The 26,892-nt window shown below is 47.1% G+C and carries 19 protein-coding genes; 11 read left to right on the top strand and 8 right to left on the bottom strand.

Features of this window, described 5'->3' with window-relative positions; all coding sequences use genetic code 11:
• Positions 1-80: 80 nt before the first annotated feature.
• From BMW79_RS24370 to BMW79_RS24360, 3 genes are all read right to left on the bottom strand, one after another.
• The gene (locus tag BMW79_RS24370) at positions 81-980 is read right to left on the bottom strand and encodes an NAD(P)/FAD-dependent oxidoreductase (RefSeq protein ID WP_089899100.1); all 900 of its coding nucleotides are present in this window, start codon (positions 978-980) and stop codon (positions 81-83) included.
• 110 nt (positions 981-1,090) lie between these two features.
• Entirely contained in the window at positions 1,091-1,927 is an 837-nt protein-coding gene (locus BMW79_RS24365; RefSeq protein WP_089899097.1) for an ankyrin repeat domain-containing protein, read from the bottom strand.
• 171 nt (positions 1,928-2,098) lie between these two features.
• Complete coding sequence (locus tag BMW79_RS24360) at positions 2,099-3,859, bottom strand: ABC transporter ATP-binding protein (protein ID WP_089904195.1); 1,761 nt, start codon at positions 3,857-3,859, stop codon at positions 2,099-2,101.
• A 135-nt stretch (positions 3,860-3,994) separates the two neighbouring features.
• On the opposite strand from BMW79_RS24360, the gene BMW79_RS24355 reads away from it, so the two are divergent.
• From BMW79_RS24355 to BMW79_RS24335, 4 genes are all read left to right on the top strand, one after another.
• Positions 3,995-4,516, top strand: a complete 522-nt coding sequence (locus BMW79_RS24355; RefSeq protein WP_089899096.1) for a DUF4251 domain-containing protein — start codon at positions 3,995-3,997, stop codon at positions 4,514-4,516.
• 335 nt (positions 4,517-4,851) lie between these two features.
• Entirely contained in the window at positions 4,852-5,472 is a 621-nt protein-coding gene (locus BMW79_RS24350; RefSeq protein WP_089899092.1) for an HAD family hydrolase, read from the top strand.
• Positions 5,473-5,769: 297 nt separating this feature from the next.
• Entirely contained in the window at positions 5,770-7,629 is a 1,860-nt protein-coding gene (locus BMW79_RS24340; protein WP_089899087.1) for a family 16 glycoside hydrolase, read from the top strand.
• Positions 7,630-7,650: 21 nt separating this feature from the next.
• Positions 7,651-9,594, top strand: a complete 1,944-nt coding sequence (locus tag BMW79_RS24335; RefSeq protein ID WP_218150431.1) for a hypothetical protein — start codon at positions 7,651-7,653, stop codon at positions 9,592-9,594.
• Between the two features lie 275 nt (positions 9,595-9,869).
• Here the strand turns inward: BMW79_RS24335 and BMW79_RS24330 are convergent, their stop codons facing one another.
• Both BMW79_RS24330 and BMW79_RS24325 read right to left on the bottom strand, forming a co-directional pair.
• A complete protein-coding gene (locus tag BMW79_RS24330; protein ID WP_089899084.1) occupies positions 9,870-10,565 on the bottom strand; it encodes a response regulator transcription factor in 696 nt (231 codons plus the stop codon).
• 4 nt (positions 10,566-10,569) lie between these two features.
• Positions 10,570-12,000 (bottom strand): sensor histidine kinase, encoded by a 1,431-nt coding sequence (locus tag BMW79_RS24325; RefSeq protein ID WP_089899080.1) that lies wholly within the window; start codon positions 11,998-12,000, stop codon positions 10,570-10,572.
• A gap of 206 nt (positions 12,001-12,206) precedes the next feature.
• Here BMW79_RS24325 and BMW79_RS24320 point away from each other — a divergent pair, with 206 nt between their 5' ends.
• Positions 12,207-13,145, top strand: a complete 939-nt coding sequence (locus BMW79_RS24320; RefSeq protein WP_089899076.1) for a hypothetical protein — start codon at positions 12,207-12,209, stop codon at positions 13,143-13,145.
• A 51-nt stretch (positions 13,146-13,196) separates the two neighbouring features.
• On the opposite strand, the gene BMW79_RS24315 is transcribed toward BMW79_RS24320, so the two are convergent.
• Positions 13,197-13,667 carry a hypothetical protein gene (locus BMW79_RS24315; protein ID WP_089899073.1) on the bottom strand — a complete coding sequence of 157 codons (471 nt, stop codon included), beginning with the start codon at positions 13,665-13,667 and terminating at the stop codon, positions 13,197-13,199.
• Between the two features lie 264 nt (positions 13,668-13,931).
• Between BMW79_RS24315 and BMW79_RS34270 the strand changes: the two genes are divergently transcribed.
• From BMW79_RS34270 to BMW79_RS24290, 5 genes are all read left to right on the top strand, one after another.
• A complete protein-coding gene (locus tag BMW79_RS34270) occupies positions 13,932-14,564 on the top strand; it encodes a TetR/AcrR family transcriptional regulator (RefSeq protein WP_089899070.1) in 633 nt (210 codons plus the stop codon).
• Positions 14,554-15,915: a TolC family protein gene (locus tag BMW79_RS24305; protein ID WP_089899067.1), complete on the top strand. Its 1,362-nt coding sequence runs from the start codon at positions 14,554-14,556 to the stop codon at positions 15,913-15,915. The genes BMW79_RS34270 and BMW79_RS24305 overlap by 11 nt, the downstream gene beginning before the upstream one ends.
• Before the next feature lie 70 nt (positions 15,916-15,985).
• Entirely contained in the window at positions 15,986-17,074 is a 1,089-nt protein-coding gene (locus tag BMW79_RS24300; protein WP_089899064.1) for an HlyD family secretion protein, read from the top strand.
• 172 nt (positions 17,075-17,246) lie between these two features.
• On the top strand, positions 17,247-18,824 hold the full coding sequence (locus tag BMW79_RS24295) for a DHA2 family efflux MFS transporter permease subunit (RefSeq protein WP_089899061.1): 1,578 nt from the start codon (positions 17,247-17,249) through the stop codon (positions 18,822-18,824).
• Between the two features lie 137 nt (positions 18,825-18,961).
• Positions 18,962-19,531 carry a hypothetical protein gene (locus BMW79_RS24290; RefSeq protein WP_089899058.1) on the top strand — a complete coding sequence of 190 codons (570 nt, stop codon included), beginning with the start codon at positions 18,962-18,964 and terminating at the stop codon, positions 19,529-19,531.
• 1 nt (position 19,532) lies between these two features.
• Here the strand turns inward: BMW79_RS24290 and BMW79_RS24285 are convergent, their stop codons facing one another.
• Complete coding sequence (locus BMW79_RS24285) at positions 19,533-19,994, bottom strand: Mpo1 family 2-hydroxy fatty acid dioxygenase (RefSeq protein ID WP_089899054.1); 462 nt, start codon at positions 19,992-19,994, stop codon at positions 19,533-19,535.
• Between the two features lie 48 nt (positions 19,995-20,042).
• The gene (locus BMW79_RS24280) at positions 20,043-25,811 is read right to left on the bottom strand and encodes an alpha-2-macroglobulin family protein (protein WP_089899051.1); all 5,769 of its coding nucleotides are present in this window, start codon (positions 25,809-25,811) and stop codon (positions 20,043-20,045) included.
• A gap of 198 nt (positions 25,812-26,009) precedes the next feature.
• On the opposite strand from BMW79_RS24280, the gene BMW79_RS24275 reads away from it, so the two are divergent.
• A complete protein-coding gene (locus tag BMW79_RS24275; RefSeq protein ID WP_218150430.1) occupies positions 26,010-26,891 on the top strand; it encodes an NAD(P)-dependent oxidoreductase in 882 nt (293 codons plus the stop codon).
• Position 26,892 lies beyond the last annotated feature (1 nt).

Genomic DNA, 26,892 nt, shown 5'->3' with positions numbered 1-26,892 from the left:
CGGATCCAGGGTATATACCCCGTCGCTGCATATACTCGTACCTGCCTGCTGCTGCGTATGCCTCTTCAACCGCTGCTTTCCTAAAACTCGCTTACCGCCAGTTCCCGGTTAATCATCGCTCCCGCCAGGGTGCCCGCTGCTACTGCTGCGGCAACGCTACGCATAGGCGTGGTGGCATCGCCGGCAGCAAAAATGCCCGGCACGGTGGTGGCCTGAAACTCATTCACCACCAGGTGCCCCGCCGGGGTGAGTGCGCAGCCAAGTGCCTCAGGCACGGCGCAATGCTGACTAAAAACAGGTCTGGCATACAGTGCCTGTAATGCATGGGTACTGCCGTCTTTAAACAGCAATTGCCGGATCTGACCCTGTTCCTGTATAATTTCCACGATCTCTTTATCGTTAACGGCTATACGATTGCGGGTCAGTCCTTCCAGTTGCTCTTCGGTGAAACCGGTACCACCATTGGTAAATATCGTCAGATCCTTTGTCCAGTTGAGGATCATTTTAGCAAATTCAAACGTGATATCTCCACCACCCAGTATGCCAGTGGGAGTGTTTTTCACTTCATAACCATGACAATAAGGGCAATGAAGTACCGAGATACCCCAGGATTCGGCAAAACCTTTGATGGCGGGCATTTCATCCTTTACCCCGGTGGCGAAAAGCAGTTTCTTTGCCTGGAATTGTTCGCCTGCAGCAGTGGTCAGGGTATATCCAAAGCTATTTTGTGCAGCGCTGATGACGGTGGCGTCTTTGAATTGCACGCCGGGATAGCGCTGTACCTGTGCTTTACCTATCGCCGCAATGTTGGCCGGTGTTTCGCCATCCTGCGTCAGAAAGTTGTGGGAGTGCGGCGTTTGCCGGTTACAGGGTTTACCACTATCTAGTACCAGTACAGACCGGAGGGAGCGCCCCAGTGCCATGGCGGCAGCCAGCCCCGCATAGCTGCCTCCGGTGATGATTACGTCATATGTTTGCATATTGGTCGTATGTATGATGAAATAGCAAAAGTAGCGGTTTGCAACTTTGTTGCAAATTAAAATTCTGCTAAAGTGCTATCTGTATGCTGAGATATGCCGTCCCCGTAATACTACACCGCCTGCCCGGTATTGGCCCGGATATTTGAAATATGTTCTGCGATCAGGTGTAGACGGTAATAATACTTCTCAAAAATATCGTCGTACATGCGGTGTCTGTTTTCCAGGAATGCATTCAGCGCTTCATGAATAAATTCTTCAAAAGTATGCTGCTCGCTGACCCTGATCACACATTCAAACACAGGCTCCATACTGGTGGCAAACTTTGTTTTCACCTGGATATCCTCTATAGAAGTGATCATGTCTTTATAAAGATGGGGGGCTTTGGCAAAGGGAAGATAATGGATCGCAGTAAACCCATCCTCGTCGTACACATATTTATCAACTTCTTCCGATAATAAAAACTGCACTACTTCCCGGTTGTTATTATGCCGGGTAGCCAGCAGCAAAGGGGTATCCAGACTGGCCAGCACAAAATTGAAATGAATGTTGTGTTCAATCAGGATCACCAGCAGATCCATGATAGCTGTTAACCGGTGATGTTTGAAGATATAGGCAATAGCGAAAAGATAATCGGGGTTGTCAATGAATAACGAGGCGCCTTTCTTCAGCAGGTATTGTACCGCCTGTGGCTTATTAGCGCCTACTGCGCAAAAAATAACCGGGATAACGCCTTCTTTTTTATAATGAATATCGGCGCCTCCTTCTTCAATCAATAATTCTGCAGCTTCAAAAAAAATCTCCTGGTACTCCATTAAATCGCATAGCAATCCGGACCTTTCCTCCCGGGTAAAGAACGAGAGGTTGTAGCCGAGAAAAGTAATAATTTCATCTGGGTCCTGACTGCTTCTCAGTTTGCGTTTCAGGTCGTACAGCGAAATGCTTTGCATAGCGTTTTCATAGTGTAATTAGCTGGTGGGAGAGAACCTTTTCATAGGATGAAATACAGTTGTAGGTTATAAGCATCTGATCATTAACGGATCGTTGTATCCGTATCCGGTAAGGACGTGGTCAAAGATAATAAATAATAATTATATATACAGTAGTTTATAAATGACACTTTATTTATTCTCCTGGTGCTTCCATAGTTCCTGGAAAGCAGGGCTGTTGGCCCGCAGGTAATGGAAAGTACCTTCTGCGGCAATGCGCCCCTGATCAAGTACATAGATATAATCGAATTGCGGCAGCAGGTGCAGGCGATGCATAGCGGAGATAATGGCTTTGTCTGCAAATGCCTGGAACATCTTTTCGTAGATCATGGCTTCCGTTTTAGGATCAACACTGCTCGTAGGTTCATCCAGCAGGATCACCTGGCTGTTACGCGCGGCCAGGATGCCCCGGGCCAGCGCCAGTCGCTGCTTTTGGCCACCAGACAGGTTGACGCCTTTTTCCCGTATATCAGATAACAACCCCTGGGGCAGCATTTCTACCACTTCTGAGAAGTGGGCGCTGTTACAAACGGTCATAATCTCTTCCGGTTGAAAAGGCAAGCCCAGCGTAATATTATACGAGATCGTATTTTCAAATATCTCCGGTTCCTGCGGAAACAATGTTACACTTTCATTGATGGTTGCTAACGGTAACGCACCTCCGTTTACTTCGATTATTACACCCGGTTCTGGTTCATATAATCCACGTAAAATAGCCAGCAGTGTACTTTTTCCACTGCCGCTTTCTCCGATCAATGCTATCTTTTTCCCCTTTTCGATCCGGATGTGCAGGTCGTGCAGGCGCTGAGGCGCGGCATTGTCCTCATAGGTGGCCGTATGTGAAAAGTTCAATCCACGGATGGTAATATGCTGCCAGTTGTCCGGTAATTCCGGTGCAGTATCCGCCCGGTGATGCAACGTATAGGCTTCACTGATATTACCTGCTGTATCTACCGCTGTATTATATTGTACCACATCGGTGTATTGCCAGGCTACGTCCTGGAATACGCTGGTGAACTGGTTTACGTAACCGAGTAACGTGACCAGTCCTGCTACCAGGAACATTTCTCCCGGTACCCAGTGCTGGAAAATATAACCTACTGCAATCACGCAGTAAATAAGGGTAATCATCATTTCTGCCACAAACCATTTCCATTCGTTGATCACGGTATTTTTCCGGAAAGGGGGCCAGATGCGCTGCACCTTTGCCAGCAAACCATTCTCCATGCTCTTTTCCAGCCGGAGGGTAATCACCGTCATGATATTGGATAAGCTGTCGAAGAGCGTAGCAGATACCACATGCTCCCGTTCATTCATTTCATTGAGGGTTTTAATGAAGGGCCGGTCGAAACGCAGAACAATCCAGATACAAAGCACACCAAGGGCAATACCGATGCCACCGTATAAAGGGGAGAAGTAGAGCATGGCAATCATTGAAAACAATAATTTACAAATGGCATGCAGGTACATAAATCCCCGCTCAAAAAATTCCTTCAGTGCTTCATAGGCTTTACGGATACGGTTTATAACGGCGCCGCTATGATTATCCTGGTGCCATTTTACCGGCAGGTGCAGTGCCTGGTGATAGCGTTCCTGTAAAAAGTTACGGCTCAGGTTAAACGCCAGCTGCCGTTCCATTACACGGGCAGGGCCATGGAAGCACCATTCGGTAAATTTCAATGCAAAGTAACTGGCGGCGAAAATGAGCGTATACCTGGGCAGATGGGCGCTGTCACGCTGAATGCTGCCTATAAACCAGCCAAACAATACGGGATTGAGCGAGAAGACCACATTGGCCAGCAGGAACAATAAATAGACGAACAGGTACTTTTTACGCTCCTTTCGGGCATACTTCCACGCGGTTTTCAGTAGAGAAATATAAGGGTTGGGCATGTTTCCGGGTTTGGTCATCGGCTGTTAAAAATAAGTTATTTAACTACAATATGCACCCTTTCTGCCGTGAACAAAAGGAAAGGTCGGCTGTTATGGTACGATATTGGCATTCCCACAGACGTAAAAACTTACCATATGAAAAGGTTCTTTGTATTAAAAGCAGCGATACTCCTTTTGCTGGGAGCGGTGACTACCACCGGCCTTTTTGCACAGGAAACAAAAGCGCAGCAGAAAGCGGATAAGGCCGCGAAAGTTAAATCCCTGATAGATTCCCACAATTATGTTTTTGTAGCGCAAACGGCCCTGCCAATGAGCGGGCGGATGCGAAATCTTACATCAGAATACAATCTTACTGTTGCCGCAGATTCGGTAGTGAGCTACCTCCCATATTTTGGCCGTGCCTACACTTCCGTTGATTACGGCGCTACCAGGTCACCACTGGATTTCAAAACCAAATCCTTTGATTATAACGCCACCCCCGGTAAAAAGGATGGCTGGAACATTACGATCAAGCCAAAGGATAACAGAGGTGTCCAGTCATTTAACCTGAGTGTATCCAGTGAAGGCTATGCGTCTTTACAGGTGACCAGCAGCGACCGCTCGCCGATCAGTTTTAACGGGTATGTGACAGAGGTGAAAGCGAAGAAGAAAAAGTAGGGAGCGCCTCCGGCGCTTGTCTTGTGGCAGAATTAAGATGATTAGGCTGATCGGATGATTTTATTTTCGGGGACAATAAAAGATTTGGGGAGATGAAAGTAGCGTATCTGCTTTCATCTCCCCAAAATATTTAACGGCAAATATTATCTTACAATACATCTTACAACATCAAAAAAATCATTCATTCATCTCCCCAAATACTAAACAACAAATGGCAGGAAAATCATAAAATCATTTTAATCAAAAAAATCCTGCAGAAAGACAAGCGCCGGAGGCGCTCCAACAAAACTCAATTCTTCTTCCTACATTTAATAAAGCAATAAATTTTTCTGCAGATGGAGAACCATGCAAAGATTTCCACCCTCTTCCTGGACATAGGTGGTGTATTACTGACCAATGGCTGGGACAGGGCCGCCCGTAAACTCGCCGTCCAGACTTTCGGACTGGATGCACTGGAAACAGAAGAACGGCACCACCTCACTTTCGACACGTATGAAGAAGGAAAACTTACACTCGACGAATACCTGAGCAGGGTGGTGTTTTACGAAGAACGCTCCTTTACCCGCCAGCAGTTCCGGGAGTTTATGTTTGCACAATCAGCACCCTTTCCCGAAATGCTGGAACTGGTAACACAGCTGAAAGCAAAGTACCGGTTAAAAATAGCGATCGTTAATAATGAAGGACGCGAGCTAAATGAACACCGCATTCATCATTTTAATATCAGCAATTTTGTTGATTTCTATATTTCTTCCTGCTTTGTTCATTTCCGCAAGCCGGATGCAGACATCTATAAAATAGCGCTCGATATTGCGCAGGTAAGGCCGGAAGAAGTAGTGTACCTGGAAGACAGGTCCATGTTTGTAGATGTGGCCAATGGATTGGGCATCAACGGACTTTGTCATACCGATTATGAAAGTACCGTTAAAAAGTTGGCCGCTTACGGGCTTACTTTATAAAAAAGTCCGCGAAAGATTTTGTCTTACTCAGGGGTAAGGCAAAATCTTCCGCAATCCATTTCATTCCCTTTTTTTACCGTTGGTGTAATTTTTTGACCCTTGCTACCTACTTTGTTATAATTAATTTCTATTTTGTCCCCGCGTTTCAAATTTAGTACAGTCCCACGTTTAGCGATAGTTGAGAATTTAAATTTCATTAACAATTGGGGTTGCCTATTATAAAAAGAGTAATGTATTGGCCGAAAAGCTAAATGCATTTAGCAATCAATGTAAACTTTTTAAAAAAAATCCAGATCTATGCTTAGATGGAACAAGTTCCGTCCAAAGTTGAAACAGTTACGTGTGTACGACCGGAGAACTTTGGTATTGATTTTAAGTATTGGCAGTTGTCAACAGATGATGGCACAGAACAAATTGCCATTAACAGATTTATCTGCTTTTCAGCAGCCCGCAGCCAACTGGCGTTTAGCCGGTGGCGTTAAAGCTGACCTGCAACAGAACAACCTGCTGCAAACAACTGCAGGTACAGGCATCCTGGTAAATATGCCGGAAAAGAAAGCTCCAGGGCAGGATCTTTTCAGCACTTTACAACATGGAGACCTCGACCTCGAACTGGACTACATGATGGCCAAAGGCGCCAATTCAGGGATTTATCTGCAGGGACGTTATGAAGTACAGTTGTTCGATAGCTGGGGTACACTTGCTCCCCGTGCTTCCGACAACGGAGGAATCTACGAACGCTGGAACGACAGCAAACCGGAAGGACAGAAGGGCTATGATGGCCATGCTCCCCGCCAGAATGTAAGCCGTGCTCCAGGATTATGGCAACACATGAAAATCGCTTTCCAGGCGCCACGTTTCGATGCTGCCGGTAACAAAATTGCCGATGCCGTTATCCTGAAACTGGAACTGAATGGTGTTACCATCCAGGAAAATGTAGTACTGTCTGGCCCCACCCGTGGCGCTGTGAAGAACGATGAAGTAGCTTCCGGCCCGCTCCGTATCCAGGGAGATCATGGTACCGTTGCCTTCAGAAACATTGTGATCAACAACTATAGCGCTCCCAGACCAACACTGGAAGACGTGAAATACAGCGTTTACAAAGGCCGCTTTGATAAAGAGCCCGACTTTGCTACGCTGAAACCCGCAGCTACCGGAACTTCCGCACTGCTCACTTCCAATCTGACCGGTTTACCGGATAATGAATTCCTGGTACGTTACACAGCTACTTTAGCGGTGAAAACTGCCGGTAAATACAATTTCAACCTGCACACTTCCGGCGGTCCGGGTGCATTGAAAATAAATAACCAGGCGGTAATCACTCCACGTGGCTGGGACGGCCGTGGCAGCATCGACTTACAACCAGGTAGCTACCCGGTAGAAGTGCTGTATGGCAAAACCACCGACTGGGCCAAAGCTTCCATTACTTTGTCTGTAAGTGAAGCTGGTATCCGTGAATTCGCCATCAGCGATGCCAACGTACCGGTAGATGATCCAACCGATCCTATCCTGGTAACAGCCAACGAAAACACCATTCTGCGCAGCTTTATGGATGTACGTGGTGGCAAACGCGTAGTACATGCCGTATCTGTTGGAAGTCCTGCCAAAGTGCATTACACCTACGATATGGATAACGGATTACCTTTCCAGGTATGGCGCGGTGAATTCCTGAATACCACACCAATGTGGCACGACCGTGGCGACGGATCTTCCCGTCCGCTGGGTACTGTTCAGGTACTGACCAACCAACCTGCAATGGCTATCGCGAAACTGGCCAGCAAAGAGGCTGCCTGGAGCGCAGACACCGCCGGCACCGGCTTCCGTCCTACCGGCTATGCACTCGATGAAACCGGCAAACCCGTTTTCCATTATAATATCTATGGCACCGCTGTTTCAGACGATATCAGTGTGCTTCCGGAAAACCAGGGTATCCACCGTACTGTTACCGTACAACAACCTGCTTCCGATCTGTATCTGCGTATAGCCGTAGGAGATAGTATAGAACAGGTGTCTCCGGGATTATATGTGATCGGCGACAAATCTTATTATGTGAAGATGGATGATGCCAAAGCTAATCCGATTATCCGCAACCAGAACGGCCGCGCGGAGCTGATAGTGCCGGTACAGGCGAAAACAGGTTATGCGGTTATATTCTAAGCAGCAATACTAATGACAATTATGAAACTTAATTATAAAAGAATTACAGCAGGAATAGCCGCAGGTATGTTCCTGATGACAACGGCTATCACCCCTGTAAAAGCACAGGAGTCCCCTAAGGAAGAGGACTTTTTCCGCATCGCGCGTATCAGTTCACCGGAAGGTACCCTCCTGGAAGTAGGTGGCTTATGCACCCTGCCCAACGGAGACCTCGGTGTGGCTACCCGCCGTGGTGATATCTTTATCGTAGAGAACCCGACCAGCAAAACACCCTACTTCAGGAAAGTGGCTTCCGGCCTGCATGAAGTACTGGGACTGGCCTATAAAAATGGTTCCCTCTACTGCGCACAACGCGGTGAACTGACCAAAATGACCGATACCAACATGGACGGTAAAATGGACCTGTTCGAAACCGTTTACTCCTGGCCTTTATCCGGTCACTATCATGAATATAGCTTCGGTCCGGTGTTAGGTCCCGATGGCTCTTTCTTCGTGTCCGGTAACGTAGCCTTTGGCGACGAAGAATGGTGGCGCGGTGAAAGCCGTGTTCCCTGGAGAGGCTGGATGATGCACATCACGGAAGATGGTAAAATGGAACCATATGCTACCGGTTTCCGCTCTCCCTGCGGACTCGGTACCATTGATGGAGAACTGTTCTACACCGAAAACCAGGGCGACTGGATGGGTTCCGGTGGTTTAACACACGTGAAAAAAGGTAGCTTCGTAGGTCACCCTGCTGGTTTACGCTGGACCAACCTGCCTAACTCTCCTGTAAAACTGACTACAGAAGAGCTGTACAGCAAAGTAGATCCGCGCTTCCGCAGAGATGCCAATGGCCGCGCTATCAAGCCTGAAAACGTAGAGAACGAGAAATTCGTGACCCTGTTCGATATGAAGAAGTACTTCCCTGAAGTACAACTGCCCGCAGTATGGCTCCCACACGGTATCCTGGGTATTTCCAACGCACAGCTCACCACGATTCCTGAAGGTACCTTTGGCCCCTTTGCCAAACAGGTGCTGATCGGCGATCAGGGACAGAGCAAAATTGTACGTGTGTTCCTGGAAAAAGTAAACGGTGAATACCAGGGTGCTGCCTGGGATTTCAGAAGCGGCTTCCAATCCGGTGTATTACGCCTGGCCTGGGGTAAAGATGGTTCCCTCTTCGTAGGTGAAACCAACCGTGGATGGGGTTCTGCCGGCGATGCCAACCAGGGCCTTCAACGCCTGGTATGGAACAACAAGGTGCCTTTTGAAATGAGAACCGTTAGCGCCATGCCTGATGGTTTTGAAATCACCTTCACCTTACCGGTAGATAAAAAGTATGCAGAAGATATCGCTTCTTACAATGTAGAAAGCTTTATCTATAAATATCACCCGGTGTATGGTAGTCCTACCGTAAACACGGAAAAGCTGGCCATCAAAGGTGTGCAGGTTTCTCCTGATGGCATGAAAGTACGCCTGGTGATCGATGGTTTGCGCCAGTACTACATCCATAAGCTCACGCTGAATGGTATCCGTACACAGGAAAATTCCTATTCACTGGTGCATCCGGATGTATACTACACACTGAACAATATCCCGGAAGGCGCCAAACTGCCGGTTTCAGCGCTGAGTACTAAAAACTCCGCCAATAAACCAGCAACTACCGCTACCAAAATAGCAGATGCCAAAGCCGCTTCCACTGCCGCTGTAGCAGCTCCTGCAAAGGCGCTGACCTACGAGCAGATCAAGCCGTTGCTGAACAAATACACTTGTTCTTCCTGCCACAATCCTGACAAGAGACAAGTAGGCCCAGGATTTAAAGAGATCGCCAAAAGAAACTACTCTGTAGCAAAGATTTTGTCGCTGATCAAGAATCCGCAACCGGCAAACTGGCCTGGCTACGCCACTGAAATGCCGCCATTCCCGCAAGTGCCACAGGCAGATGCGGTGAAAATTGCCACCTGGATCAATACCTTGAAATAAGGCATTAACCTAATAGTAAAAATGGATCGGATATAATTTATATCCGATCCATTTTTTTTTATGGGAGACGACAACCGCCTGGTGAACTTTTTTCCGAAGATCCTGTTAATGATGTATCACTATGAAAAACACTATAGCGGCAAAGCCTTCCTGTATTTGTTTTTCCAGCACAAAGAAATTTATAAAGATACGGTTGATAAACAGGCACAACATCTTGTAATGATTCGAGATGTGCAGGGGCGGGCCCTTAAGCGATGTAGCGCCCGCCCTTTTTTTTACGTAAGGCTGAACATAAACCCTATTCCATAAATATTGCGGATACTGATATTCTCATTCCCCTGGAAGTATTTGCGGAAGCGGGATACAAAGACATCCAGGCTTCTCCCTACAAAATAATCATTGGCGCCCCATACCTGGTGGAGAATATCTTCTCTCCGGATCACTTTATTGCTGTTGTGATAGAAATGTAGCAACAGATCACTTTCCAGCGGTGTCAGGATGGTTTCCTTGCCGTTAGGGGCCACCAGTTTCAGCGAGTCTTTATGAAAACGCATACCCCCCAGCTCAATAGCATTGGACATTGCCACACTGTTAACGATCTGGTTTCTTTTCAGGATATTTTTTATGCGTAGTACCAGTTCGTCTACATCAAACGGCTTCACGATATAATCATCTGCACCTATTTTCAGGCCATAGAGGCGGTCTTTCTTTTCACCACGTGCGGTGAGAAAGAGGAAAGGCAAACCCGGTTGAATTTTTACCAGAGCCTGTGCCAGTTCGAAGCCATCCATTTCCGGAAGGTTGATGTCTATCAGTACAATATGCCAGGCCTGTGGTTTTGCCGTAATGGCTTCCAGCGCTGCCTGGCCGCTTTGCAGCCATTCGACGGAAAAGTCCATCAGTTCCAGGTATTGCTTCACAACATTACCCAGATCAGTTTCATCTTCTACCAACAGAATGTGATGTTTCATAGCATTATATTTTTGAAGGTATGGTAATTATAAAAGTGCTGCCGGCGCCAGGTTCGCTGGTTACCTTGATGGTCCATCCATGTGCATCTATACATTGTTTTACGTAGTAAAGCCCCAGCCCCAGTCCTTTGGTGGGTTTGGAGAGATGTGGCTGGTGGCGGTAAAATTTTTCAAAGATATGGCGGAGCGTAATGCTGTTCATACCAATACCATTGTCCTGTATAATCAGTTCCACCGTGTCTTTCAGTTGCCTGGTGGTAATGGTAATTTCTTTCTGTACCTGGTCGTTATACTTCACGGCGTTATCAAGTATATTCTGTAGCAGGGTAGTAAAATGAAAGGTATCTGTTTCAATCATAGCCGGATCGCCGCTGCTGTGGAAGTTGAACCGGATGGCCTGTTTCATGGTATTGAGACTGTAAACGGCCAGGATGCCGCTGATCAGCTCATTGAGATCGGTGGTGGTGATCCTGAGCGCCAGTTTTTCCGTAGCGGCAATATTGATCACCTTTTCCACCAGGAGTTTGAGCCGCTCTGCCTGCCGGTGAATGATTTCGGACAACGCGGTCACGCTTTGTTTATTCTCCAGCGTTTTCTCATTCTGAATATTTTTATTCGCCACGATGATGGCGGTGATGGGCGTATTGAATTCGTGGGTGATGTTATTGATGAAATCCGACTTCATATCGGACAGGTGTTTTTGCCGGATCCATTTGAAGAGAGTGATCCCAAACAATGTAATTACTGCCAGCAGGGTAAGCAAGCCAGGGAGGATGGTGTATTTCATTTGTTGCAGCACCAGCGTACGCCGGTTATAGGGGTCTGCATAAAATGAAAAAGAAAGGGAATAGGAGTAGGGCAGGGGAGAATTGGCTACCAGGGAAGAAGCGGAACTGTTTTCGCTCAGTTGCTGCAGGTTCCCGCAAATATATAATCCAATATCTTTTTGCCGGGATGCTGGTATCAGCGGGTATTTTTTAAAGCGGTTGTAAATATTTACGTAGGGACTGTCTTTGAATCTTAAATCCAGCCGGTGAATACACAGGGCAAAGAGTAACGAATCTTTGATACCATCACTGGCTTTGATGGCTTTGAGCATGCTGTCGGTATTTTCATGCTGCACCAGTTCCCGGATAATACGGTTTACCAGGCGCTGTGCGGCGGTGTCAAAGCTTTTTGGATTGGTATGGTATAGTTGCTCCAGGTAAGGATATTGCGGTACGATGATGCTGTCCAGCAGCGGTTGACCACCCGGAAACAGTTTATCGTTGGCAATGGCCAGGTTGTAAGCCTCGCCGATGCGGCCTTTTTCTACGTAGTTAAAACGACTGTCCAGCAACTGATAGGTATTATATATCAGGAAAAACTGTACAATAGCCAATGCGATAATACATACAACTGCTGTCAGGATATACAGCTTGATGGAATGCCTCATGCTCCGCTTGATTACTTTTGGTTGATGTGTCCTGCTTTTTTTCAATTGATACTTATCCTTGTCCCGTGGCGCTTTTAAACTTTGTTTACAATCCGTTAGGAATTTTTTACAATTGATTCGTTCCCTGTTGGCTATTTTCACCAGAAAGATACTGTTTTTTTTACAACAGAAAATCGATTTAGCAAAAAATATAAAAATCCCTTAGTATGAAAAGATATTCCCTGTTGACCGGTATAACAGGAAGCGTGATGGTGGCAGTGATAGCCGTGATGGGCATGATGCCGGCAGGAAAGGTGTCCGGTGTACGCTTGTCTTTAAACGATACGGTACCGCCTCCCACGTGGAAAGAGCATTGGTTTGAGCATGAGCAGCAGATGCGCCGCGTGTTTTATAATTCGTCGGTGGCAGTGTATTATGATCCGGAAACGCCGGAAAGTATTACCTGGCCCGACACGTTGCTCACGAAGGTATGGAACTATACCACCCGTACCTATGGCGCTTTTGGTAAAGACAACCGTTTGTTTGTGTTGCTGCATACGGGTAAATATGGCGGTGGCCATCCTTCCACTTACCTGGATGAGAGCCATGATTACAGGAACGTGATAGATGTAGGACTGGCTGGCAACTGGGAAAGCAATACGGGCTGGAACCTGGATGCGGCGGTGCATGAAGTAGGCCATATTGTAGAAGGTGCTTCCAAAGGGGTGCATGGTTCGCCGGCGTTCCCGATCTGGAAGGATAGTAAATGGATGGAGATCTACCAGTACGATGTATACAAGGCATTGGGCTGGGATGCAGAGGCACGGCGCTGGTTTAACAAGCAGATGGAAGGGAAGGATAATTTCCCCCGGCCGGGAACTCAATGGTTCCGCAACTGGTTTTACCCGATCTATCAGCAACATGGTGGCGCAAAGGCGTTGAATAATTTCTTTACGTTGCTGGCTGCCAATTTTCCGCGTAACGGGAATGCCTATACGCGTGATATGAACTGGGGTGAGTTTATTCATTTCTGGAGCGGCGCAGCAGGAGTGAACCTGAAAGCCCAGGCCACCGTTGCTTTTGGCTGGCCGCAGGAGTGGGAGGCACAGTTTAAGCAGGCACAGAAAGATTTTCCGGGTGTGAAATACCAGGGGAAATTTTTATAAAAATACCGGGGAGATGGGAACCGCTTTGGCTGTTTCCATCTCCCCGGTATTTTACCCGCGTGCATAGTACTTCCTGGCCATGAACGAAAGAGGAAGCCCTATCATTGCCATCAGTATGAGTATATTAATAACGGAGTTGACTAAACGTAATGGCCCGTGCGGTATATTGCTCAGCGGCAATACCACGAGGTTCATGATACACCAGACCAGCAGCCCGTATATAATGCCTGTAGCTATCGGGTGTTTATGCAGCGTTTTTATCTTCGGATAAATGGAAAAGAAGACCAATGCCCAGATCAGCGCAATGATATAATGAAATAACAATCCCCACCACATCATAGACGGCCCCGCACTGAACGCAGCTTTCCCGAATACCCCACTGCTCACAAACACCAGGATCTTCGTCACCGGTTGTCCGTGTGTGGCAATATAGAAATGAACAAATGCTGATAATATATCGAGTGTGCCGGTAATGAAACCTGCGAGTAAAACAGCACCCGGAAACGAGGAAGGTATACGCATGAGGTTTATTTTGATATGAGCAGAAAGTCCCTTCTATTAAATTATAAAATTCTTTTATAAAACCGGCATAAGTGTTAAGATTTTCCCCTCTTTTATGAAGTAATTATTAAGAAATATTAAAAATGGCTTAAAATTTTCTCTATAAATGTTGTATATCATTTATATACAGATTTAATAAAATTAAATTTAAACAAGTAGTTAAATAAACGCTTGTTTAAATTAAACGTTTGTTTAACTTTGCTTCATCAAATTCAAAAAAGGAACATGGAAGAATATAGTGAAAAACAGCTCTCGATTTTAATGGTTGCGGAGCGGCTATTTGCCGATCAGGGCTTTCATGGCACATCGGTAAGAGACATAGCACAAGAGGCGGATGTGAATATTGCCATGATCTCCTATTACTTCGGATCAAAGGATAAATTACTCGAATCTATTTTCAAATATAGAATGGAGGCTTCCCGTAAGTTCATCAATGAATTGGTGGAAAACGATACCATGGAGCCCCTGGAAAAAATCAACAGCCTCATCGACCGCTTTGTACTGAAAATACTTGGAGAACAGCATTTTCAGTGCATCATGAGCCGCGAGCAACTCAACAGTCAGCAAAGTCCGGTGAGAGACCTGATCTGGCAACTGAAAGGAGAAATGCTGGGTATTTTAAGACCTATTGTTTCTTCTGCCCAGGACGCGGGCATCTTTTATAAAGATGTAGATGTGGAAATGCTGATGACTTCTTTATTCGGGACTATTCACCAGGTTATACCTGCTCAGCATATATTAAGGAACAGTCCGGAGGCAAAGGACCTGAACGACGATGAATACAGGACATATTTGAGAAACAGAGTAAGTACACATTTAAAAAAATTGTTCAAAGCAATCCTAACACATGAATTCTAAAAGCATATACACACGATTATATGCGCTTGCATCGGGAATCCTGCTGACTTTTTTCTTTCAGACAGCATCCGCACAACAAAGCGTTAAGCCGCTTTCGTTAAATGAAGCCATATCGCTGAGTATACAAAACAGCAAACAATTACGGGTGAGCCATGCTAAAGTAGAACAAGCCACTGCCTCACTGAAAGAAGCCAATGAACGTCAATTACCAGATGCGAGCATCTCCGGTTCCTATCTCCGGCTTACACAGCCCAATATCGACCTGAAACTTAAACTGGGAGACGACAACAACGGCGGAACCAAATCTGAAAGCCCTAAAGTAAATCAGGCCATGTACGGTATGGCCAATGTATCTCTCCCCATCTTTGCTGGTGGCCTGATACAGAGTGGTAAAGAATCGGCACGTTACCTGGCAGAAGCCGCCAGACTGGATGTAGATAAAGACCGTCAGGATGTGATCCAGAACACCATCGGTGCCTACAGCAATCTTTATAAAGCAAAAGCTGCAGTAGCACTGGTACAGGAAAATATCAGACAGTCGGACGAAAGAGTGAAAGAGTTCTCCAATAAAGAAAAGAATGGCCTCCTTGCCCGTAACGACCTCTTAAAAGCAGAATTACAGCAATCGAACTACCAGCTGGCCCTGATGGATGCAGAAAACAACCTGAAGATCGCCAACCTCAATATGGATATCATGCTCGGCCTGCCGGACAATACCGTTATCCAGGTAGACAGCACCGTATTTAAAGTAGATAATAATATAGACGGACGTGGTGTGGCAGAATTCGAGCAACTGGCTTACCAGAATCGTAAAGATGCCGCTTCCCTCAGCGCACGTGAAAGAGCTGCCAATGCAGGTATTAAAGGTGCCAAAGCGGATTATTTCCCCTCTCTCGCTGTAACCGGCGGATATGTAGCGGCTTATATTCCGAATATGCTGACCATCACCAACGCGGTAACTGCCGGAGTAGGACTGAAATATAACCTCTCTTCACTCTGGAAAACAGGTACCAAAGTAAACGGCGCCAAAGCGCAACTGGCAGAAGTACAGGCTAATGAAGCAAAGCTCGTAGATGGCATCCACCTGGATGTATATCAATCTTACGAAAACTACCTCCTGAGCCACAAAAAAATGGATACTTATATCAAAGCGATAGAGCAGTCAGAAGAGAATTACCGGATTACGAAGAATAAGCATGATAACAACCTGGCTACCACCACGGATCTGTTGGATGCGGACGTAGCAAACCTGCAGGCGCACCTGAACTATGCGTACGCCAAGGCAGATGCCCTCGTAGCATACAACAAACTGTTACAGGCCGCCGGTATACTGGAATCTATCAACAAATAATACCAACAAACCAATAAACATCAAAGCCGTGGAAACGCAAACACAAACAAAACCTACTAACAATATAAACATGCAGGAAACAACCGAGCCTAAAAAGAAAAGCAAAGGGTTCGTCATAGTGCTGGCAGTGCTGGTGCTGGGTGGCGGCGCATTTGGTATCACTAAATATATTCATGGTCAGCATCACGAAGAAACAGATAACGCGCAGATCGATGCTAACGTGAGCCCGGTAATCCCCCGTGTATCCGGTTATGTGAAAGAAGTAAGAGTAAGAGATAACCAGATAGTAAAGAAAGGCGACACCCTGGTAATCCTGGATGACCGCGACCTTGCTATCAAGGTACAACAGGCTGAAAACGCCCTCTATGCAGCACAGGCTAACCTGGGCGCTGCCGAAGCTACCACCGTGGCAGCAGAAGCAGGTATCAGCACCGCACAGGCGCAGATCAACACCATCGATGCCCAGATCGCAGCAGCAAAAGTAAACCTCTGGAGAGCCAGCCAGGATTACGACCGCTATGCAAACCTGATCAAAGATCACTCTATCACCCAACAGGAATTTGAACAGGCTTCTGCTGCCAAACAAACTGCAGAACGTCAGCTGGACGTACTGGCTTCTCAGAAAGCTGCTGCCAGCCGTCAGACACACGTGGTAACTTCCCAGAGCGGTGCAACTTCCAAACAGATCAATGTGGCGAATGCCGGTATCAAACAACGTCAGACCGATGTGGAAGACGCAAAACTGAACCAGTCATACACCGTGATCACCGCTCCAGAAGATGGTGCCCTGTCAAAAATCTTCGTACAACCAGGACAGTTTGTAACTGCAGGTCAGTCTTTATTCAGCGTAGTACTGAGCACTACTCCATGGGTAGTGGCCAACTTCAAGGAAACACAGCTGGATAAAATGAAACTGGGTCAGAAAGTAACCGTACATATAGACGCTTATCCTGAAAAAGGACTGGAAGGAAAAGTAACTTCCTTCTCTCCGGCTACAGGCTCTAAAATGGCCCTGTTACCAGCAGATAACGCTTCCGGTAACTTCGTAAAAGTAGTACAACGTTTACCGGTAAAAATAGAGTTCGATAATCCGAACGATGAACTGGTAAAACAGTTACGCCCGGGTATGAACGTACTGGTAGATGTGCATCTCAACTAATCATACAAATGAATAGCAATCTATCCGGAGTTAATAATTAATGGAACCATGCGATAATTAACAGACAGGCGTAATCGATTAGCAACAAAAGATCATCAACAGAAAGGATCATGTACGTCATTAATTATTAACTCCGGGTACAATTGTTCTCATTCAAAATACAAAGTGCTGCATGCAACAAGAATCATTGATAGAATACGGCTCGCGCAGGGTGATCATCACGATCACCGCTATATTCTGCGCCTTGCTGGAGATAGTGGATACCACTATCGTGAATGTGGCGTTGAATGACATGCGTGGTAACATGGGCGCTACGCTCAGTGAAATAGGATGGGTTATCACAGCATATGCTATCGGTAACGTAATCATTGTACCGATGACCAGTTGGTTATCACAACAGTTTGGCCGTCGTAACTATTTTGCGGCATCCATTATTATCTTCACCGTTTCCTCCTTCCTCTGCGGTAACGCAACTACCATGTGGGAGCTGATCATATTCCGCTTCATACAAGGTTTAGGTGGTGGTGCATTGCTGGTAACCTCGCAAACTATTATCACAGAAAGTTATCCGCCCGAAAAACGCGGAATCGCCCAGGCCATCTATGGTTTAGGGGTGATCATTGGTCCAACTTTAGGACCTCCTTTAGGTGGTTTTATTACAGATAACTACTCCTGGCCATATATCTTTTACATCAATATTCCTATCGGCGTTATCGCTACCCTGCTCACCCTGCAGTTTGTACGTAGCCCGAAATATGGAGAAAAACGCTCAGTCAGCGAAATCGACTTCCTCGGTATCGGACTCCTGGCACTGATGGTAGGATCGCTGCAGTTTGTACTGGAGCGCGGACAGGAAGACGACTGGTTTAATGACTCCACCATTACTGCTTTAACAGTAACAAGTTTATTGGCCCTGTTCTTCTTTGTATGGCGTGAGCTGACTTATAAGAACCCGATTGTGGAACTGAGGGTACTCAAAAACGGGAATCTCCGCGTAGGTACTATCCTTTCCTTTATCATGGGCTTCGGGTTATACGGATCTACCTTTATTATTCCGTTGTACACACAGGGTTCACTGGGATGGACCGCTACCCAGTCGGGTATGCTGATGATCCCCGCCGCTCTGACCACCGCTGTAATGATGCCGCTGATTGGTAAGATGCTGGAAAAAGGAGTGCCACAACAATACATGGTAGCCAGTGGTATGTTCCTGTTCTTTGTTTTCTGTATCTGGGGATATAAAATCATCACACCCGCCGACACCGGCTCTGATGCCTTCTTCTGGATGCTGATTGTGCGTGGAATTGGTATGGGCTTGCTCTTTATTCCGATCACCACCTTATCACTGTCTGGTTTGAAAGGACAGCAGATTGGGCAGGGCGCCGCCTTTACAGGTATGATGCGTCAGTTGGGAGGTTCATTTGGTGTGGCGTTGATCACCACCTTTATGGCCCGCCGCAATATGATGCACCGCAGCGACCTCGTGGCAAAACTGGATACCAATAACCCGGATGTAGTAAACCGGATCAATGGCTTACAGCACAGCTTTATGGCCAAAGGAATGGACCCTCACAAAGCCATGAACACGGGTTATCAGCTCATGGATTACACCGTAACCAGACAGGCCGCCACCTTATCTTACATGGATGTGTTCCTGTACCTGGGTGTATTGTTCCTGATCTGTGTACCATTTGTACTGATGGTAAAAGCGAAGAAAGCACCAAAACTCGACCCGTCTGCTATGCACTAACGGATCCTGTTTTCGATATAAAAATATTGTTGCAATAACAGTGTAACAGTTGTAGGTTTAGGTAAATAAGCCCCGATTTTAATCGGGGCTTTTGTTTTTTCAGGGGTAATACGTTAAATTCATAGAAACACCCCGCTATGGAAACGTTTGGCCATGTAAGAATGGTGATAGGTTTTATCCTGAGCCTTAGCATTGCGCATCTCCTCAAGGGCACTGCCAAATTTATACAGCATCCCGGCCGCGAAAAGCCTTACTGGATCCATCTTTCCTGGGTGGCGTATATCTTCATCCTGCTGGTTCACTTCTGGTGGTGGGAAATGCCGCTGCATACGATCAAAGTATGGACCTTTCCGGAATACATCTTCATTATCTCTTTTATCACTACTTTCTTCCTGCTCTGTGCTTTGCTATATCCGGACGATCTGAAAGACTACAACGGTTACCAGGATTACTTTTACTCACGGCGGAAATGGTTCTTTGGCGTACTGGCTTTTTCTTTTATTGCAGACGTGGTAGACACGCTGATCAAAGGCCAGTTGTATTATCATCACTTCGGTATAGAATACCCCATCCGCAATATCTCTCATTTTCTGCTCTGCCTGTTGGCTATCCGGATAAGCAACCGGACTTTTCATGGTGCACTTGTACTCCTTTTCCTGGCGTATGAGATGTCGTATGTGCTGCGGTTGTATTTATCTGCCGGGTAAATCAGAGGCGGATGCCGGCCTTTTTGTAAATGAAACTGAGCAGCCAGGCCGGACCGATCAGTAAAAATTGAAGGTCCTTAAAAAAGGAGGGTTTGGCTCCTTCTATTTTATGGCCGATGAACTGGCCTATCCAGGCCAGTACAAAGATCCCCACAGCCACCTGCCAGATTACCAGTGAAGTAGTCGCAATCAGGCTCCAGAGCCATAAACAGAGGATGCCGATCAGCAACATGCCTGCGGCCAGGGAAGGAGAGAGGCGCAGGTAGTAAATGATCAGCAGCAATAACACCACATGCGCTACGGAAATGTAGGTGCGCCCGCTACCCAATGGCAGCGGAATAGCATACAACAACCCAACAATACTGAAGAAAATAGCGGGTACACAGATCCAGTGTATCAGCTTGTTGGTATGGTTACGGTGGCTGCTGCCGTAATCTTCCAGCCATTGGTGAATTGTTTTCATCGTGGAGGTGGTTTAAAAGTGGCTACTATTAAAATACAGCTATTATTTTTATTTTCCTTTAATAATGACCTTTTTCATGCCCTCCCTTCCATAAAATACCGGGAAATACATCATCTCCGCTTTCGCCGGGTTTAAGTGGTAGTAACCGCTATAGCGGGGCATCAGCGCCACATTGAACCGGTATTTACCTTTATTGAGATGATTGCAGAAGATGCTTACCTTATTTTTAAAATGCTCGCGGTGTACTTCGTTGTTTTGCCAGCTGCCGTTTTTGCTGTCGTAGGAGCAACCCGCCGGGATGGGTATTTCCACCATGATATAATCCGCATCTGCTTTTACATCTACGGTTACCTCCAGGGTAGCCACCTGGCCGGCCGTGAGTATCTTCACAGTGGTGTCCTTCTGCACAAAATGGCTGTTCACGCTGAACTGATGCTCCGCTGCCAGTGGCGCGGGGTTCCAGTGTTGTTGCCATGCGGTAAAGTATACGGAGGAACCGCCCTGTTTGCTGATCTGCAACGGTTGACCACCCGGTAAGGTGCTGTTGTAAGGGAAGCCCGTAACGGTTTGCCCGTTAATCCGCAGCACGGGAGGCTGTATTTCTGATGTTTCCATTACATCCGGCAATATGGTGGCCAGGATCTCAGCAGATTCATAGGTGTTCCGCCAGTTGCCGCTTTGTCTTTTCTCCATGAACCAGCTGCGGATACGGCGCAATAAAGCATCATGACCGCCTTCCTGCCGCAGTATTTTATAGGCCAGTAAGGTAAGCTGTACATTGTTGCGGAAGAGATGATAGCTTTCTTCGCCCCAATAGGCATTTCCCATCATGGTAGTTTGCTGTGCGGCCAGTAAAGCGGCGGTGCTGACGGAGGCTTGTGTACGTTGTTTCAGGTACAACAGCCGGTACTGATCATAGGTATTTGTCCTGTCGATGTGCAGCGTATCGAGATAGGCCGGGAAGTTCACCTTTGCGCCCAGCTGGTATAGTGTTTCCAGCAACGTAAGCTTATCGGTTTGCTCCGCCACATTCAGCAGGAATACATCATAGTTGATCAGCGCTGCTTTGTCAATAGCCGGCTGGTATTTTTCCTGTTCTGCCAGTAACATGGCTTGCACCACCTGTTGTGTGATCCAGTATACGGAGGCGCTTTTATTCCACCAGCCCCAGCCACCGTCTTTGTTTCTGTTCTGTTCCAGTTTAGAGATCAGATCCGCTATTTTTTTCTGACCCGTAAAGGGCTGCCCCAGGAATTTGCGGGCTTGTTTTTCGAGTAACAGGCCGGTGAGTTTGGACGCCAGCTGTTCATTGCAGAGATATTCATACCGTTGAAGATGCTCTACTTCGTCCAGCAGTACCGGTAATATACCTGTGCTGGCATAGAGATGTATAGTGCCGGTGTCTTTATTCAGCTGCAGTTGGAAACTGGTATCGGTGGACAAGGCAGCAAATAAGCCGGTGGTTTCTTTTACGCCTTTTTCAAACACCGGGATGGCGCGGTATTCGCCGTCGAAATAATCCGGTTGACGGTTGATAGTATATTTAAAGGAGATGCTGTCGCCCGATAAAGGTACGGTTATGGGGAAGGTATCTATCCGGCTGTTGCGAACGCCGATCGTTTCACTGGTGCTTAGCACATGGTTATTGTAGAAGCTGCGGGTTACAACAGTGCTGTCTTTTTCATAATTGAGCACCTTGCCGATTACGTTGATACTGTCGCCTGCTACCACAAATGCCGGCAGTGTGAGGTTGGCGCTTAATGGTTTAAATGATTTTATCTGCGCCTGTGCACTACCGGTTTGCCCCTGGTCTGTAAACGCCAGGGCATAGGTTTTCCAGTTGGTGATATCGTCCGGGAAGGTTACTTTAAAAGAGGCTTCTCCCTTTTCGTTTGTACGTAGCCGTGGCTGCCAGAATGCATCATCGCGGAAGTTGCTGCGCAGACTATTGCTTTCCACCGGGAGGTCACCTTGGGTTGCAGCTGCCAGCAGTCCGGCTTTACTGCTGGTAATGAGGATCACACCGTTGGCCGCCCGCGCGCCATAAATGGCGACGGCCGCAGCGTCTTTGAGTACAGACATGTTTTTTATCAGAGAAGGATCTATGCTGTTCATAAAGCCTTCATAAGGGATGCCATCGATGATGATGAGTGGAGTCGCATTGGCAAATGAACTGGCTCCACGGATCTTGACCCCTGCCACTGTCCCCTGAAGCCCGTTTGCCACCATCGAAGATATAGATGCGGTCAGGTAACTTTTCTTTGCCATGCCATAACCGACTACTACCACCTCGTCCAGTCTCGACACCAGTTCTTTCATTTTTATATGGAGGAAGGATTGGTCGTCCAGTGGAATATCTTCTGTTTCATAGCCGACAAAAGCTACTCTGAGTTGTCCGTTTGCAGTGACCGGCAGTTCAAACCGGCCTTGCGCATTGGTCACTGTGCCATGCCGGGTGCCTTTCAGGGTGATGGTGACGCCCGGCAATGGATTTTTTCCATCTGTCACAACACCCCGCACTTTTGCGGTGAATTGCCCTTCGTCCAGGTATTGGTTATTAAAAGGCAGGGTGAAATCTGACGCCACATAGGCCGAAATTTTCGGTGAGCCATACCCCTTCCAGTCGGTGATAGCCCGGGCCAGCGCATCGCTGGTAGAATCTGGCGCCATCAGCTTCCTGGCGGTTAACTGGTAAAAAGTATAGCCACCTTGCTTTACTTTCAGGCTGTCTGCTACATAGTATTGCTTTTTCTTCAACAGCACAAGCAGGCGGTAAATACCTGGCTCGAGGTCGTCGAGGTAAGTGGTATTACCACTATAAATTCGGATAAACGCGGGATTGTCGTAGCGGTAAAGGAATAACTGCCGCACTTCTTTATCCCGCAGGCTGGTATCCGGCGCAATCATCATTTGGCCGGTAATAGCTCCTGCTACTTTTTCCGGGAAAAAAGAACTGCCTATTTGTATGCCATCCTGGTAGTTGTTCCAGATACTATCTATTTCATTTTCTGTGATCACATGATCGTATATGCCTCCCTGTGACCCTTCCTTATACAATGGAAGCGGGAAATCCATTTTACCGGTGAGACTCCGTTGTTTTACAAGACCTTTCCTGATATTAAATGTATAGCCTGGTTCCGGTTGGAAAAGTTGTGTAAAGTTTCCCTGGGCAATGTAGTCCGCATCCATTGATTTCAATGGTCCTGCCAGATAAACAGCACCACCGTATCTTCTGTCGGTATTAAACCACAGGATATTTCCTGACTGATTGATATACGTATATTGGTTGCCGTTATTTACCTCAAACGGTACCAGGTAACGCTTACGGAGATTCATTTCCAGTGGCGTGAGCCTGTGTTCCATGCGGGTAACCTTTATCCGTGCGTCGGGCTTATCCGTTGCAATACTGATATAGGTTTTAAGGTTGGCGGCTGCATATACACTGTCTATGATAATGGTTTTATCGAACGTGCGTATTTCCAGTTTATGCGGCCCGGGTGTTACGGCAAAACTATAGGCTGGATGAAGGTCTGTGTTGGCAAAGAATACAGGTTGTTCATCTATCTTCACATGACTGATAAACTGCATAACCCCCTTCTCCAACACAAATGGTGAGAGCTGGGTAATACCGTTCTTTGCCGGTTCTGTACTGTACCGGATCCCATCCGGATGCAGGAAGCGGTAATAAGCATTGGTGTCCAGCGCCATTTCGTTGCGCCACCGGTCCCAGTTCATTGGCTGATCACCGGAAACTTCTTTGGATTCCTGCAAACGTTGCCGGCTATACGCTTTCCTCATCTTAAAGTTTTTTTCAAAACCGGGTAAAGAAGGAGGAGTGTAGTCGAACCTGGCAGTCATGGCATAGGCGGTAATATCTGCATCCTTTACGGGACGTCCGTTCACGTCGGTAACCGTGATGCCTATACGTGCGGTTTGTCCCGGGAAAACTGCCAGCGGATTATTAATGACGACCTGCAATTGTTTTTCCCGGAGAGGAATGATGAAGTGTTCATCTTTTACGTTATCATTCCAGATATACTGCAGTGCCACAAAGTAACAGGAGCGTGTAGTAGACGCTGCCTTCCAGGATAGCTGCCGGTCGTAGCCCTGTGCCACCAGTTTATTGCCCGCAAAAATACTATACCAGAAGTATAAATTATTGGGATTAACTACTTCCGCAAATACGGAGTCGCTCGTACGGCTGGCATTACATAACACCGCGCCGCTGATGTTGGAAAGCTGATACTTGTTATGAATGCCGTTTGCGAGCACTTTCATACTGTTTACATACGGATGCACAGGGAGAACAGCGGGCAGGTTTATATTGCAGGAGGCTACGGTGTCTTCTTTTGCGTTGAGAAGCAGCAATGTACCGGAGGCGGGTATACTTTTTCCGGAACGTCTGAATTCCAGGGTAACACTGTCCCCTTTTGGTGTAAAGCTGATTTCGTCGGTCGGATATTTATACTCCAGGGAAAGTTGCTGCTCCTGACTTTCATTATTGCTGTTGAGGAACTGTGCATCGATGTTGTAGAGGAGAGAAGCAGCCGGGAAGATGCTATCCGGCAGCGTCACTTTTGTTTCACCGGTCATATCCAGGATTACTTCGTGTTTCCATAGCTGCTTTGGTACAAACACCACGGGGGCATAATGTTGTTCGGCGGCTCCGGATGTAACGGTAATGGTTACACGTCCATCCATCACGGGCAGTTCATTTTCATCGGTGGCTTTAAGATATAGTGATACGGGAGTACCACGGGTATGCTCTTTTACATCTGTTCTCGCGGTGAAATGAACTGATTTCAGCTCATATTCTTCATAGTTAAAACTCCCTCTCATCAGTACTTTGCGCCGGGCCAGGTATTCATCATCGGAAAGATCTGTTTCATTGCCGTCTGCTGTATACTGCCGGCTGTCGGTTGTTTCCAGGGTAAAGCAAAAATCTGAATCCAGATCCAGATCGAGACTGTCGTTCAGTACCATTTCATAATTGTAGCCACCGGGCCGGTAAGGCTGCAAGATGGTGAGGATGGTATCCACTTCTGCATCATCGCTGTACAAACGGAGCAGCAGCGGCTCATTCACCGGTTTGGTATCATTTTGCACCACAAAGGCTTTCATGCGGACGGTGTCTCCAGGTTTGTACCAGGGTTTGCTGAAAGCCATATATCCTTTGTACTTCTTTTCCGTTACGGTAGACCTGGAAAAGCGGTATTGTTCCTTGTAGTGATAATAATCAGGGCGATGGCGGAAGATCTTTTTCCACCAGGGAGTTTTCCGGTATCGGTAATTGTCCGGTTTCCCGATGTCGAAAATATTCAGGACACCCTTGTAGGATACCTGTACAATGCCATTCCGGTTGTAGCGGGGCAGCCGGTATGTTTTGGTACGGGGATCCCAGGGGATGTTCCGCCTGCCTACCTGCACGTTTGCCCCGGAAAGTAAAGTGCCCTGCTTATCGTGGAGGAGAAACGCCAGGTCATAGTTGTTGGACACCACTTTCAGCGTTACGTTATGAACCGGTTGGTATTCGTACTGGATCTTATTTTGTACTGCGGTGACTACCACATAGTTTCCCGCTGTAGTGGCCGTAGGAAAAGAGATGCCGACAGGATAACTCCCTGTGAAGGTATGCAGCAGCTTTTCATCTGCCCATGACCGGGAAGCTTTGTCGCGCCGGAATATCTCCAGTGCTTCTTTATCTGATATTTTATAGATACGTCTTTGCTCACTCCGGGTGTTACTCCTGGACACATATTGCTGGGCGCTCGCAGACAGGCCCCAAAGGCACAGCAGAAATAAGGCAAATCTTTTCAAGGTATAAGGATTGTGTAATGAAAATAAGGAAAAGCGCGGACACAAAAAATGGGGTCATGATAAGATGGTGCCATCCCGTACATGCCTATACGAAAAGATTGGTTTTTCAGATGGCGGCAACAAAGCTCCAGATAAAAGTGTTTTATTAGTCGTCTGGAAAGTAATAGATTTATGTCTGCAAGTAATAACTGATATATTATGGAAACCATTGGATTTATCGGCACTGGCCATTTGGGCTATCCTATTGCAGAAAACCTGCTGAAGGCGGGTTACACATTGAGAATTTATAATCGTACCCGTGAAAAGGCGTTACCACTGGAGCAGTTGGGTGCTATTTTGGTTGGCAGCCCCGAGGAAACGGCTGTCAGCGGAGGTATTGTACTGACCCTGGTGGCAGATGACCACGCATTGCAGGCCGTTGCTACGGAAGCCCTGGTGAAGGCATTGGGACAAGGAGGTATTCACGTGTCCATGAGTACTGTATCCCCGGATATTTCCAGGGAGTTATCGGCTCATCACCGGGAGCGGGGCGTAACATTTGTAGCTGCGCCGGTTTTTGCCCGTCCGGAGGCTGCTGCCGCAAGGGTAGGGAATGCGGTGATTTCCGGTCCTGCTGCCGCGAAAGAAAAGATCCGGGCTATCCTGGAAGCAGGATTTGCTAAAAATATTTTTGACCTGGGAGAAGATGCCGGCAGTGCGAATGTGCTGAAACTCATGGGAAACTTTATGATTGCCGGTGCGCTGGAAATGATGGCGGAAGCCTTTGCGCTGGCGGAAAAGAACGGTGTGGATCCGAGAGCCGCTTATGAAATGCTGACGACTACCTTATTTTCCGGACCTGTATTCCGAAACTATGGTGCCATGATACTGGACCGTAAATTTACAGGCAGTCCTTCTTTTAGTGCGGCATTGGGTTTGAAAGATATGGACCTCGTATTACAAACAGCGCGTCGTTCACATACACCAATGCCGCTGGCCAACCTGGTGCAGAACCGGCTCACTACCATCCTGGCGAAGGATGTACATGATGCCGACTGGACCGCGCTGGCTTCCGGCGCTCTGGAAGACGCCGGACTTTAAT

Source organism: Chitinophaga arvensicola, from assembly GCF_900110835.1.
Classification (GTDB): domain Bacteria; phylum Bacteroidota; class Bacteroidia; order Chitinophagales; family Chitinophagaceae; genus Chitinophaga; species Chitinophaga arvensicola.
Note: the sequence above shows the minus strand (reverse complement) of the source record. Positions and strands in the feature narration are given on the sequence as shown.